A 13,228-nucleotide genomic window follows, 5' to 3' on the forward strand; every position below is an offset into this window, starting at 1 on the left:
GACGGGAGATGAGGGAGTCGGGGATCGGCGCGGAGCTGCCGGGGGTGCATCTGCGCTGGCTGGCGCTGGACGAGCAAACCCTGGATGCGCGACGGCTGCTGCCGCTGCTGAGCGCGCCGGAGCGGGAGCGCTACGTCGGTACGGTCGCCGCAACGACGGCGGAGCGGTTCGTCTTCGGCCGAGTGCTGCTGCGGATGCTCGCCGCCGAACTCACGGGCACGCGCGCATCGGAGGTCCGGGTCGTCGCCCGCTGCGCGCGCTGCGGAGGAGCGCACGGCCGGCCTCGCCTGGAGGGGCGGGAGGGCGCGCTGGAGCTGCTCTCGGTGAGCATCGCGCACTGCGCGGGAGCGGTGGTCGTCGCGGCGAGCAGCGCCGGAGTGGTCGGTATCGACGTCGAGCCGTCCCTTGGGACACCGGAGCGCGATGAACGGATCACGCGGATTGCGGGGGCGCCGTTCGCAACGGGCGGCATACGCCCCGCAGACCCCGTCCTGCACTGGACCCGGATCGAGGCCGCGCTGAAGGCGGACGGCCGCGGGCTCGAGCTTGACCCGCGCCGCGTGCACGTGCACGAGTCGCGGCACGCGGCGGAGGCGCGGATCGACAAGGTCCGTTTCCGGCTGGCCGAGCCGCGGCTCGATCCGACGCTGCGGGTCAGCGTCGCTCTGGGGCCGATGGGGGACTCGGGTGCCGGGCCGATCATCGGCTGGCGGCGCGAGCACGGCGACGCGCTCGCGGACTCGTTGGTCTCAGCGGGCGGGCGGTAGCGGCGGCAGCTCCTCGTCGAGGAGCCAGGCGTCGAGCAGGTCGTCCACGCCGTCGCCGAGCAGCTCGGTGCAGAGGTCGCGGAACTCCTCGTCGGTGACGGCGGCGAAGGCGTAGCGGGAGGTCCAGGCGTGCAGAAGCCCGAGGAAGGGCTCGTCGCCGACGGTGAGCCGCAGCGCGTGCAGGGTGAGCGCGCCGCGTTTGTAGACGCGGTCATCGAACAGCGCGACCGGGCCGGGGTCGGCGAGCACCAGATCCTGCGCCGCAGCCCGGAGCACTGCATGGTGGCGGCGGGCGCAGGCGTCGGTGGAGGCGTGGCCCGACTCCTCGGACCACAACCACTCCGCGTAGCAGGCGAAGCCCTCGTTGAGCCAGATGTGCCGCCAGCGGGCGATACCGACGCTGTTGCCGAACCACTGGTGCGCGAGTTCGTGCGCGATCAGGCGCTCCGACCCGCCGCGGCCGTCGACGTGGTTCGCTCCGAAAATGGCCATCGCCTGCGCTTCAAGCGGGATCTCGAGCTCGTCCGCGGTGACGACCACGCAGTAGCGGGCGAAGGGATACGGCCCGAAGAGCCGCGTGAACAGGGCGAGCATGCGCTCGAGCGGAGCGAAGTCACGGGCAACCCGCGCGGCCAGGGCGGCGGGGCGGGCGAGGGTCACCGTGACTCCGGCGAGCACACGCTCCTCGAGCACGTACCGGCCGATCTGCACCGAGGCGAGATACGCGGCAGTGGGCTCGCGCTGCTCGTAGAGCCAGGTGCGGCGGCCCGAGCGGGCGCTCGAGTCGAGGAGTATCCCGTTCGCGAGCACGGCGTAGCCCTCCTCGGCCGTGATGCGGAAGCGGTAGGGCGCCTTGTCGGCGACGTCGTCGTTGCAGGGGAACCAGGTGGAGGAGCCGGAGGGCTGCGAGGCGACGAGCACGCCATCCTCCAACTCCTCCCAGCCCAACTCGCCCCAGTGGCTCGCGCGCGGGGCGGGGTAGCCGCTGTACTCGATCTCGACGACGATGCGCTCGCCGGTGACCAGGGGTTCGGCCGGGGTGACCCGCAGCTTGTGCGGTGCCTGCTCGTGGCGGGCGCGGCGCCCGTCGATGCGCACCCGGGCGACGCGGAGTCGGGAGAGGTCGAGGGAGAAGCGCCGCAGCGGCTGGAGGGCGACGATGCGCAGCACCGCCCGGCCGGTCAGCCGGTTCGAGGCGACGCGGTAGTCGAGGTCGAGGTCGTACGACTCGACGCGGTAGCCGGTATTCCCGATGCCGGGGACATCGGGGTCGCCGGCCGTCTCGAGTCCGGTCCGGGTCGGGCTCACGCGACGGGCGTGTGGTAGTCGGCGACGCGCACCTCGCGCCACGGGCCGATCGGGTTCCCGCTCCACCGGCTGCCCGCAGGCACCAGCTCGCCGCGCATGACGAGGGAGGCGGGGCCGACTGTGCCGTGCTCGGCGATTCGCGCGGCGGGAAGGATCACGCTGTGCGGGCCGAGGGTGGCGCCGGAATCCAGGCTCACGACATCCATGCTCATGATTCGATCATGGAACAGGTGAGTCTGCACGACGCAGCCCCGATTCACGGTCGCGCCGTCGCCGAGGGAGATCAGATCCGCCTCGGGGAGCCAGTAGCTCTCGCACCAGACGCCGCGGCCGATCCGGGCGCCGAGGCTCCGCAGCCACCAGATCAGAGCGGGGGTCCCTGTGGCCGCGTGGGCGAACCAGAAAGCGGCAACCATTTCGGTGAAGGTGTCGGCCAGTTCGCTCCGCCAGACGAAGGAGGACCACAGCGGCTGCTCGCTCGGCTCGACCCGCTGGATCAGGAGCCACTTCGCGGCGGTGGAGACGGTGGCGGCGACCGCCCCGGCCGCCAGCAGCACCACGCCTCCGATGAGCGCGGCGAGCACGGCGCCGAGCGCCAGGATCAGCGCCAGCAGGCCCACGACGACCCCGAGGCCGATCGCGACCGAGACGACCACCGGGACGAAGCGGCTGAGCTCCCAGGCGATGCGGGCCGCGCGGAGCCGTCGCGCCGGGCGGAAGGTGCGCGCCGACTCCGCCTCCACGACCGTGCGCCGCAGCCGAACCGGTGGCGACCCCAGCCAGGACGAGCCCGGTTTCGACGTCCGTGGCGCGGAGGAGAGCACGGCCACCAGTCCGCCGGCGGGCACCGTGTGGCCGGGAGCCGCCATGCCGGAGTTGCCGAGGAACGCGCGCTCGCCGATCTCGGCGCGGGCGAGCCGCATCCACCCGCCGCCGAGGGCGTAGGAGGCGACGAGTGTGTCGTCGGCGAGGAATGCGCCGTCGCGGATGGTCGTCATCGCGGGCAGGAGCAGCACGGTCGAGGCTTCGACGTCGCGACCGACCCTCGCGCCGAGCAGCCGCAGCCAGACCGGAGTGAACAGGCCGGAGTACAGCGGAAAGAGGAGGACCCGCGCGGAGTCCAGCAGCCGCTCCGTCGACCACACCTGCCAGCCGATCCGACCGTGCACCGGATGCGTGCCCGGCTCGACTCCCCGGCCGAGCAGGCGCACGAGGACGACCACCAGGGCGGCGAGGACGACTCCGGAGACGACGACGGCGGGCACGAGTGCCGCGAGAGCCGGCCCGAGTGCGGCGCCGAGGTCGGCCGAGCCCTGTGCAGCCGCGGCGACGACGGCGAGCCCGGCCGCGAGGGCGAGCACCGGGATCGCCGCGAGGCCAACCGCCGACACGGCGTAGGCCCAGACCCACCCCGGACTGCGTGCCGGACGCTCCGCAGGGAACCCGGTGTTCGCCCGGCCGAGCCGCTGGGCGGGGGAGCCGCCCCAGCGCTGCCCGGCCGGCACCCGCCCGAAGACGGCCGAACCGGGCTCGATCTGCGCATGCTTGCCGATCCGAGCGCCGGGGAGCAGTGTGCTGCGTGCTCCGACCGTGCTGCCGGCCCCGACCCGGACCGCGCCGACGCGCAGGACGTCGCCGTCGATCCAATACCCGGAGAGGTCGACCTCGGGCTCGATCGCGGCGCCGCGGCCGAGCGTGAGCATGCCGGTCAGCGGCGGGAGCGAGTGCAGGTCGACGTCGTCGGCGATGCGGGCGCCGAGCGCGCGGGCGTAGTAGGCGACCCAGGGCGCTCCGGCGAGGCTCACGGCCTTCAGCTGAAACGCGATCTGCTCGGCCAGCCACAGCCGCAGGTGCACGCTGCCGCCGCGCGGATGATCGCCCGCGCGGATCCCGCGCAGCAGCGTGCGCGCGGCGAGGACGGTGAGCCCCATCCGCCCGAAGGGCGTGAGGAAGAGCGCGAACGCGGGGATCAGGGCGGCGAGCGGAGCGGTGGGCAGCCAGCTGAAGCCGGGCACCAGGTCGAGCACGGCGGTGGCGGTGAGGATCGCCGTGACCCAGCGGGCGCTACCGAGCACGAGCAGCGGTGCGCCGAGGAGGGTCTGTAACACGCGCATCCGGAGGGGGACCGGGGCGATCCGGTGTGCGGAGACCGCCTGGGTGCCGGGTGCGCGGTTCTGGATCTCGGCGGACATCGCGGCCAGGCGCGGGTGGGCGTAGACGTCGGCCACCGTGAACTCGGGGTCGCGCTCGCGGATCCGCGCGACGAGCTGAGCGGCGGCGAGGGAGCCGCCGCCGAGGTCGAAGAAGTTCGCGCGCTCATCGACCGGCACGCCGAGCACGTCGCGCCAGAGACCGGCGAGCCAGGCCTCCTCGGGCTTCAGGGACGCGTCCTCGGTGACGCTGTCGGCGAGCGGCCAGGGGAGCGCGGCGCGGTCGACCTTGCCGGAGACGCGCGTCGGGAGTTCGTCGACGACGGCCAGCAGCGGCACCAGGGAGGCGGGCAGTTCCTCGCGCAGGCGCGTCAGCGCGACGTCGCGGTCGAGCGCGCGCCCGTCGGCCAGGGCGAGGTAGCCGACGAGGACCTGATGCCCCGCCGCGGTGGTGCGGACTGCGGCGGCCGCCCCCGAGACTCCGGGGAGCGCCTGGAGCGCTGCCTCGACCTCGCCGAGCTCGATCCTGCGTCCGCCGAGCTTCACCTGGTCGTCGGCGCGTCCCTGGAAAACGAGGCCGGCGCTCTCGAAGCGCACGAGGTCGCCGGAGCGGTAGGCGCGATCCCAGCCCAGGAGCGGCGCGGGCGCATACTTCTCGGCGTCCTTCACCGGGTCGAGGTAGCGTGCGAGCCCGACCCCGCCGATGACCAGCTCCCCGACCTCGCCCTCTCGGACGCGTCGTCCGTCCGCGTCGACGACGGCGAGTCTCCAGCCGTCCAGCGGCAAACCGATGCGCACCGGAGCGGGCCCGCCGAGCGGGGCGGCGCAGGCGACGACGGTGGCCTCGGTCGGGCCGTAGGTGTTCCACACCTCGCGGCCCTGGACAGCGAGGCGTTCGCCGAGTTCGGGCGGGCAGGCCTCGCCGCCGAAGATCAGCAGGCGGACGTTCTCGAGCGACTCCGCGGGCCAGAGCGCGGCGAGCGTCGGCACCGTCGAGACCACGGTGATGCCGTGCGTGGTCAGCCACGGGCCCAGGTCCATGCCGCTGCGCACGAGCGAGCGCGGCGCAGGGACGAGACAGGCGCCGTGCCGCCAGGCGAGCCACATCTCCTCGCAGGAAGCATCGAAGGCGACGGACAGACCGGCGAGTACCCGGTCGCCGGGGCCGAGCGGCTCCTCCTGGAGGAACAGGCGGGCTTCGGCGTCGACGAAGGCGGCGGCGGAGCGGTGGCTGACCGCCACGCCCTTCGGGGTGCCGGTGGAGCCGGACGTGAAGATGATCCAGGCGTCGTCCTCGAGCGAGGGCGGCTGCAGCAGCGGGATCGACGCGGTGCTCGGGTGCGGCGCGCTCGCGGTGAACAGGCGCGCGGCCGGCTCCTCGGCGCCGCTGCGCTCGAAGCGTCCGGGGCCGGTGATCACGCCGCGGACGGCGGCCTCGCCGAAGACGAGGCGGGCGCGCTCCTCGGGGTCGTCGGCGTCGACCGGGACGTAGGCGCCTCCCGCGGCGAGGACGGCCAGGATCGCGAGATACAGCTCCCGCGAGCCGCTGGGCATGCGGACCCCGACACGGTCGCCCCGACGGACGCCGGCGGCGGTGAGTTCCCCGGCGAGCTGCACCGTGCGGGCCAGCAGCTCTCGGTAGCTCAGCGCGCCGGCCGGGTCCTCGAGAGCGGAGGCGTCGGGGTGGCGCTCGGCGGTGTCGCGGAGGACGTCGACCAGCGTGCGCGCTGGAGTCGTCGCGGCTCCGGCGTCGAGCACGTCCTGCGCGCCGTCCGTCTCAGTCACGTCTCGTCTCCGTCCCGGCCGCGCGTCCCGGAGCGCGGCGGCCGGGGCGACACCGTAGGGAGGCGGGGTGTCGCGGAGGTGAACACGCGGGGCGGCTCGCCCTGCTCAGTGCGCCATCGGCAGCGGCGCGTCCGACTCGGCCGGGCGGCGGACGAAGAACGCGGCGACGATCGCAACGGTCGCGATGGAGGCGCCCCACAGGAAAGCGGAGTGGATGCCCCCGGCGTAGGAGGCCGCCTGGTCGGCGCCACCCTGCGCGAGTTCCGCCGAGCGAATCGAGAGGACGGTGACGAACAGCGCCGTTCCCGCCGCCCCGCCCAGCTGCTGCACCGTACCGATGATCGCGCTGCCGTGCGAGTAGAGGGAGGGGCGGACCGAGCCGAGTCCGGCCGTGAACAGCGGCGTGAAGACGAAGGCCAGCCCGAGGCTCAGGGTCACATGCAGCGAGAGCACGAACCAGGGCGACGAGTCCGCCGCGAGCAGGGTGTACCCCCAGAGCGCGCCGGCGACCACGATCGATCCGGGCACGAGCAGTACCCGCGGGCCGAAGCGGTCGTACCCGCGGCCGACGAACGGCGCGAGCAGACCCATGAGCAGCCCGCCCGGGAGCAGCAGCAGCCCGGTCTCGAGCGGCGTGAGCCCCAGCACGTTCTGCGTGTAGAGGGGCAGCAGGATCAGCGTGCCGAACAGCGCCGACATGCTCACGGCCATCATCGCGATGACGATGGTGAAGTTCGTGGAGGAGAAGGTGCGCAGATCGAGCAGGGCGCGGTCGGTGCGCTGAAGGAGCAGCTGGCGCGCGATGAAGCCCGCGAGGCCCAGCCCCGCGACGACGAAGGGGATCCACGGCCCGAGGACCGCGGCTCCGCCCTCGCCCAGGCTCGACAGGCCGTAGACCAGACCGCCGAAGCCGAACACCGAGAGGACCACCGAGAGCGAGTCGATCGGGATCGAGCGCGGCTCCGTGACGTTCTCGACCTTGCGCAGGCCCAGCAGCAGCGCGCCGATCGCGATCGGCAGCACGATCCAGAACATCCAGCGCCAGCCGAGGAAGTTGAGGATGACACCCGAGATCGTGGGCCCGACGGCCGGCGCCACGGAGATCACGATCGAGATGTTGCCCATCATCCGGCCGCGGATCGCCGGCGGCACCAGCGTCATCACGGTCGTCATCAGCAGCGGCATCATGATCGCCGTGCCGCCGGCCTGCACCACGCGGGCGGCGAGGAGGACGGCGAAGGTCGGTGCGAGCGCGGCGCTGAGCGTGCCGAGGCTGAACAGGACCATCGCGGCGGCGAAGAGCGTGCGGGTGTGCAGCCGCTGGATCAGGTATCCGGTAATCGGGATGACGACGGCCATCGTCAGCATGAACGCGGTCGAGAGCCACTGGCCGACGTGCGCCTCGACGCCGAAGTCGCGCATGAGGTCCGGCAGTGCCACGCTCATGATCGTCTCGTTGAGGATCACGACGAACGCCGAGACCAGCAGGAGGCTGATAACCAGGCGGCTGCGCGGCTCGAGGGTCGTGGCGGCGGCGGGCGTGGCGGGCCGTGTCGCGGGAAGGGTGCTGCGCTCGGTCACAGGGGTTCTCCGGTCGTCGGGGGGATCGGCGTGAGGGGCGCATCGACGGCTCGATTCGCGGTCGCGGATGCGGGGTACGGACGGGAGAACAGTGCCGGACACCTCCGACATTCCCGATCGGCGAGGATCCGCTGCGAAAGGACTCAGGCGAGGACTGCGGCGAACGCGGAGGAGGCGGCCTGCGCCTCCTGAAGCGTGGCGCCCTCGCCGAAGCTGAACCGCACGGCTGTCTGGGCGAGCTCGGGGGCGAGCCCCAGGGCGAGCAGCGCAGGCGAAGGCTCGTCGCGCCCGGCCGCGCAGGCCGAGCCGCTGGAGACCACCACGCCGCGCTCCTCCAGCGCGAGGAGGGTCGACTCACCGCTGCGTCCGGGCACGGCGAACGCGGCGATCGAGGGGAGTCGGTGCGTCGCAGAGCCCAGCGGAACGGCGCGCGGCGCGAGGGTGGCGACCTGCTGGTCGAAGGCGTCGCGCACCGCAGCGACCCGGGTGGCGCGCGCCGGATCGAGCAGGCGCACGGCGGTGCCGAGCGCGACCGCGAAGGCGACGTTCTCGGTACCCGAGCGCCGCTGGCGCTCCTGGCCGCCGCCGTGCAGCAGCGGCTCGAACGGCAGGCGGCTGCGCAGCAGCAGCGCCCCGACGCCCTTGGGCGCCCCGAGCTTGTGCCCCGAGACCGAGATCGCGTCGGCGCCCCAGCCCGCCACGTCCAGCCAGCCCGCTGCCTGCACGGCGTCCACGTGCAGCGGCACGCCCCCCGAGCGGCAGAGCGCCGCGATCGCCGGCACGTCCTGCACCGTCCCGATCTCGTTGCTCGCGGCGAGCATCGACACCAGCGCGGTGTCCGGTCGGATCAGCGCGGCGAGTGCCTCGAGATCGAGCAGACCGGAACCGTCGACGGGGGCCACCGACACCGTGAATCCGTGCAGCCGCCGCAGGTGGTCGGCCGACTCGACGCTCGCCTCGTGCTCCAGCGCCGAGAGCACCAGGTGTCGGCCGCGCGGCGCTCCGAGTGCGAGACCCTTGATCGCCGTATTGATCGACTCCGTGCCGCCCGAGGTGAAGAGCGTCTCGGAGGCGCGCCCGCCCAGGAACCGGGCCACCTGCCCGCGCGCCGCCTCCAGCGCGCGGGCAGCGGCGTCGCCGAGCGCATGGCTGCTCGACGGGTTGCCGTACTCGGCAGTCAGGAACGGCCACATGGCCTCCAGCACCTCACGGCGCACCGGCGAGGTCGCCGCATGATCGAGGTAGATCACTCGACCGCGATGTCCAGGCCGAGGTCGAGCGAGCGGACGCTGTGGGTCAGCGCGCCGACCGAGATCACGTCGACCCCCGCCTGGGCGATCGCGCGCACGGTCGAGAGGTCGACGCCTCCGCTGGCCTCGACCACGGCGCGCCCGTCGATGAGCGCGACGCCCTGCCGCAGGAGCTCGGGCGTGAAGTTGTCGAGCATGATCGTGTCCGCCCCACCGGCCAGTGCGGGCTCGATCTGGTCGAGCCGGTCGACCTCGACCTCGAGGTGCGCGGTGTGCGGGATCGAGGCGCGCGCCGCCCGCAGCGCGGCGGTCAGGTCGATCCCGCGGGCGGCGAGCACCGCGAGGTGGTTGTCCTTCGCGAGGACCGCATCCGAGAGCGAGAAGCGGTGATTGCGGCCGCCTCCGCTGCGCACCGCGTGCCGCTCCAGCGCGCGCAGGCCCGGCGTGGTCTTGCGGGTGTCGACGATGCGGGCACGCGTCCCCTCGACGGCGGCGACGTACTGCGCCGTCAGGGTGGCGATCCCGCTCATCCGCTGCACCAGGTTGAGCGCGACCCGCTCGCCGCGGAGCACTCCTGCAGCCGGGCCCTCGATGCTCGCCAGGGACTGCCCGGCCTCGAAGGCCGCGCCGTCCTCGACGAGCACCGAGCAGTGGATCCGGGAGTCGGCCTGCCGCATCGTGCCGACGAGCACGGCGCCGCCGCTGAAGACGCCCGGCTCGCGGGCGATGAGGGCAGCGTCCGCCGTGGCGTCCGGCGGGATCAGGGTGTCGGAGGTGAGGTCGCCCCAGGGCGCGTCCTCGTCGAGGGCGAGGGTGACGACGCGGTCGATGCTCTGGCGGGTCAGCACGGGAGGGCCGCCTCTCTGGTGGGGGCGGCGGTGCTCGCCGTCGCGGGGGAGTCGGTGCGGTAGTGGGCGGAGTCGGTGCGGTAGTGGGCGCCGACGGAGTCGGTGCGCTTGAGCGCCGCGTCGATCAGTGCGAGGGCGCAGGCCAGCAGGTTCGCGTCCTCGAGGGTCCGCAGCTCCAGCGGGGCGGGCGAGGCGGAGGCGACGAGGGCGTCGCGCGCGGCCTCGAGGCCCGCCGCGTCCCGGGCCAGGCCGGCTCCGGCCCACATCGCGTCCTGCAGGGCGGTGCGCTCCAGCGCCACAGGGACGAGGGCGGTCGAGGGGGCGACTGGAGCGCCGACAGAGGGAAGGGAGTCGAGAGCGGCCGCCGCGCGACGGGCGAACACGACGCCCTCGAGCAGGCTGTTCGAGGCCAGGCGGTTCGCGCCGTGGACGCCGGTGCGGGCGACTTCGCCGACCGCGAGCAGTCCGGGGAGGCTCGTGTGCCCGTCGAGGTCGGTGGCGATGCCGCCCATCCAGTAGTGCGCAGCCGGAGTCACGGGCAGGAGGTCATCGGCGAGGGAGAGCCCGTTCGCGCGGCAGACGGCCGAGATCGTCGGGAATCTCCGGGCTAGCACCTCGCGGTCGATACCCCGCGCGTCCAGGTGCACGGGCAGTCCGCCCTGGAGTCGCATCCGCTCAGCGATCGCCCGCGCCACGATGTCGCGAGGCGCCAGTTCCGCCTCGGGGTGCACGCCGACCAGGAACCGCTCGCCCGCCGCGTCGCGGAGCACCGCGCCCTCACCGCGCACCGCCTCCGAGACGAGGAACCCGCCCGGCAGGGCGAGCGTGGTGGGATGGAACTGGTAGAACTCCAGATCCGCCGTCGCCGCTCCGGCCCGCAGTGCCGCGGCGAGCCCGTCGCCGGTCGCCACGGTGGGGTTGGTGGTGTGCCGGTACAGCTGACCAGCGCCCCCGGTCGCCAGCACCACCGCATCGGCGGCCAGGCGCTCGGGCACCCCGTCGTGCAGGACGTCGACGCCCCTGATGGAGCCGCCCTCCCGCACCAGGTCGACCAGGGCGGTGTGCTCGCGCAGCTCGACGCCCGCCCTGCGCACCGCTGTGACCAGCGCCGCCTCGATCGCCGCACCCGTCGCGTCGCCACCCGCGTGCAGAATCCGCGGCCGCGAATGCGCGCCCTCGAGCCCGCGCGCCGTCTCGCCACCCTCGCGATCGAAGTCGACACCCCACTCCTGCAGCGCCGCGACCGCCGCCGGCCCCTCGGCGCAGAGCACCTCGACCGCCGAGCGCACAGCCACCCCCGCTCCGGCCGAGAGAGTGTCCTGCACGTGCAGCGACACGGAGTCGCCAGGCCCGGTGACCGCGGCGATCCCGCCCTGCGCGGCCCGGGTCGACGACTCCGCGAGCGTGCCCTTGGTGATGAGCAGCACCTCGTGGAGGAGGCAGGCCGTCAGGGCGGTGACCAGGCCGGCGATCCCGCTGCCGACGACGATGACGCGCGCCATGTCAGCGTGCCGGTCCGACGGGCGGCACCGCCGCGAGCATCCGCTCGAGCGCCACCCGCGCCTCAGCCTGCACCGACTCGGCGACCTCGATGCGGTTGAGCACGGTCCCGGCGACCAGGCCCTCCAGCACCCAGGCGAGGTAGCCCGGGTGGATGCGGTACATGGTCGAGCACGGGCAGACCACGTCGTCGAGGCAGAAGATGGTGTGCTGCGGGTACTGCGCGGCAAGGCGCTGAACCAGGTTGATCTCGGTGCCGATCGCGAAGGTCGAACCCGCGGGCGCCGCCTGGATCGCCTTCACGATGTAGTCGGTCGAGCCGTACTCGTCGGCCGCGTCCACGACCGCCATCGGGCACTCCGGGTGCACGATCACGCGCACGCCCGGTTGCTCGGTGCGCGCCTTCGCGATCTGGGCGGTCGTGAAGCGCTTGTGCACCGAGCAGAAGCCGTGCCAGAGGATCACCTGCGCGTCCAGGAGCGTCGCCGTGTCGGAGCCGCCCTGCGGCTTCCGCGGGTTCCACATCGGCATCCGCTCCAGCGGCACGCCCATCGCCTTCGCGGTGTTGCGGCCGAGGTGCTGGTCGGGGAAGAACAGCACCCGCTGCCCGCGTGCGAACGCGTCCTCGAGCACGGTCGCCGCGTTCGAGGAGGTGCAGACCACGCCGCCGTTGCGCCCGCAGAACGCCTTCAGTGCGGCGGAGGAGTTCATGTACGTCACCGGGACGAGCGGCACGCGGCCGTCCGCGTCCGGCTCGCTGCCGTAGAGGTCGGTCAGCTCGGCCCAGGCGTCCTCGACGGAGTCGATGTCGGCCATGTCGGCCATCGAGCAGCCGGCCGCAAGGTTCGGCAGGATCACGGCCTGCTGCGGCCCCGAGAGAATGTCGGCCGTCTCCGCCATGAAGTGCACTCCGCAGAAGACGATCGCCTCCGCGGTCGGTCGGCTGGTCGCCGCCTTCGCCAGCTGGAACGAGTCGCCCACGTAGTCGGCGTACTGCACCACTTCATCCCGCTGGTAGAAGTGGCCGAGCACGACCACCCGCTCGCCGAGAGTCTCCTTGGCGGCCAGGACGCGGTGGTGCAGCTCGTCGGCGCTCGCGGTCTGGTACTCCTCGGGCAGGCGGCCCTGAACCGGTGCGTCCGCGGGAATCGGGTCGGCCTGGGAGGCGCCGGGGCCGTAGGCGGGCAGGCCGAGGTCGAACGACCAGGGGGCCTCCGCGAGCTCGGGTGCGCAGGTGGCGCCGGGCGCGGATCCGCCCTCGATGAGCCGGATGGTGCTGTCGACGGATGTCACGGTGTTCTCCTCGTGAGGCGTGAGGCGTGCGGTGAGGCGGGCGGCGGGCTCAGACGGGCAGCGGGCCGTTGTCGACGAGCGCGGCCGACTCGTCGTAGCGGTACAGGCGCGGAGGGCGGTGACGGGTACCCGTCAGCCGCTGCCCGGTCGGCACCACGGTTCCGGAGCTCTCGATGGTGCGGCGGAAGTTGGCCGGGTCGAGCGGCTTCTGCAGGACGGCCTCGTGGACCTCGCGCAGCTGGGACAGGGTGAAGGTGTCGCCGAGGAAGGCGTGCGCGATGCGGGAGTACTCCATCTTGTTGCGCAGGCGCCAGAGGGCGTAGTCGATGATCAGGCCGTGGTCGAAGGCGAGGTCGAGCGGGAGGTCGGTGCAGAGCCAGGTGACGTTCTCTCCCACGATCGCCTCATCAGCCTCGGCGGAGCGCACGAGCGCCCAGTAGACGATCGACACGACGCGGTCCTCGCCCGGGGAGCGATCGGTGCCGCCCACGGCGTAAAGCTGCTCAAGGTAGCGCGGAGCGAGGCCCGTGGTCTCGTGGAGGGTGCGGCGGGCGGATTCGGCGAGGTCCTCGTCGGGATGCAGCGGTCCGCCGGGCAGGGCCCAGAGCCCCTCGAACGGCTCGCGGATGCGGCGGACGACGGGGATCCAGACAGTGCTCGCGCCGGTCTCGGGGTGTGGTCGCAGGGCGAAGATCACCGTCGAGACCGCGAGGTGCACATCCGGCATTCGAAGCTCCCAACTAAGA

The 13,228-nt window shown here is 73.3% G+C and carries 9 protein-coding genes; 1 reads left to right on the top strand and 8 read right to left on the bottom strand.

Annotated elements, in window-relative coordinates:
- Positions 1-8 precede the first annotated feature (8 nt).
- Positions 9-767 carry a 4'-phosphopantetheinyl transferase family protein gene (locus C5D07_RS08595; RefSeq protein ID WP_104259148.1) on the top strand — a complete coding sequence of 253 codons (759 nt, stop codon included), beginning with the start codon at positions 9-11 and terminating at the stop codon, positions 765-767.
- Here C5D07_RS08595 and C5D07_RS08600 read toward each other — a convergent pair.
- The 8 genes from C5D07_RS08600 to C5D07_RS08635 form a co-directional block, all read right to left on the bottom strand.
- Positions 750-2,075 carry a M1 family metallopeptidase gene (locus tag C5D07_RS08600; RefSeq protein ID WP_104259149.1) on the bottom strand — a complete coding sequence of 442 codons (1,326 nt, stop codon included), beginning with the start codon at positions 2,073-2,075 and terminating at the stop codon, positions 750-752. The two genes, C5D07_RS08595 and C5D07_RS08600, sit on opposite strands and share 18 nt — an antisense overlap.
- On the bottom strand, positions 2,072-6,010 hold the full coding sequence (locus C5D07_RS08605; RefSeq protein WP_104259150.1) for a Pls/PosA family non-ribosomal peptide synthetase: 3,939 nt from the start codon (positions 6,008-6,010) through the stop codon (positions 2,072-2,074). Before C5D07_RS08605 ends, C5D07_RS08600 begins: the two co-directional genes overlap by 4 nt.
- A 105-nt stretch (positions 6,011-6,115) precedes the next feature.
- Positions 6,116-7,591, bottom strand: a complete 1,476-nt coding sequence (locus C5D07_RS08610; protein WP_249028209.1) for a DHA2 family efflux MFS transporter permease subunit — start codon at positions 7,589-7,591, stop codon at positions 6,116-6,118.
- 143 nt (positions 7,592-7,734) lie between these two features.
- On the bottom strand, positions 7,735-8,841 hold the full coding sequence (locus C5D07_RS08615) for a cysteine desulfurase family protein (protein ID WP_104259152.1): 1,107 nt from the start codon (positions 8,839-8,841) through the stop codon (positions 7,735-7,737).
- Complete coding sequence (gene nadC, locus C5D07_RS08620) at positions 8,838-9,689, bottom strand: carboxylating nicotinate-nucleotide diphosphorylase (RefSeq protein ID WP_104259153.1); 852 nt, start codon at positions 9,687-9,689, stop codon at positions 8,838-8,840. The genes C5D07_RS08615 and nadC overlap by 4 nt, the downstream gene beginning before the upstream one ends.
- Positions 9,683-11,191 carry an L-aspartate oxidase gene (nadB, locus tag C5D07_RS08625; protein WP_104259154.1) on the bottom strand — a complete coding sequence of 503 codons (1,509 nt, stop codon included), beginning with the start codon at positions 11,189-11,191 and terminating at the stop codon, positions 9,683-9,685. Before nadB ends, nadC begins: the two co-directional genes overlap by 7 nt.
- A gap of 1 nt (position 11,192) precedes the next feature.
- Entirely contained in the window at positions 11,193-12,482 is a 1,290-nt protein-coding gene (gene nadA, locus C5D07_RS08630; RefSeq protein ID WP_104259155.1) for a quinolinate synthase NadA, read from the bottom strand.
- Positions 12,483-12,531: 49 nt separating this feature from the next.
- The gene (locus C5D07_RS08635; RefSeq protein WP_068254167.1) at positions 12,532-13,209 is read right to left on the bottom strand and encodes an NUDIX hydrolase; all 678 of its coding nucleotides are present in this window, start codon (positions 13,207-13,209) and stop codon (positions 12,532-12,534) included.
- Positions 13,210-13,228: the final 19 nt, after the last annotated feature.

It is taken from the genome of Rathayibacter tritici (assembly GCF_002932875.1).
GTDB lineage: Bacteria > Actinomycetota > Actinomycetes > Actinomycetales > Microbacteriaceae > Rathayibacter > Rathayibacter tritici.

What these genes read in the sequence shown, in the direction of transcription:
- C5D07_RS08595 (WP_104259148.1), top strand. Translation starts at nt 9, where the DNA reads ATGAGGGAGTCGGGGATCGGCGCGGAGCTGCCGGGGGTGCATCTGCGC.
- nadB (WP_104259154.1), bottom strand. Translation starts at nt 11,191, where the DNA reads ATGGCGCGCGTCATCGTCGTCGGCAGCGGGATCGCCGGCCTGGTCACC.
- C5D07_RS08635 (WP_068254167.1), bottom strand. Translation starts at nt 13,209, where the DNA reads ATGCCGGATGTGCACCTCGCGGTCTCGACGGTGATCTTCGCCCTGCGA.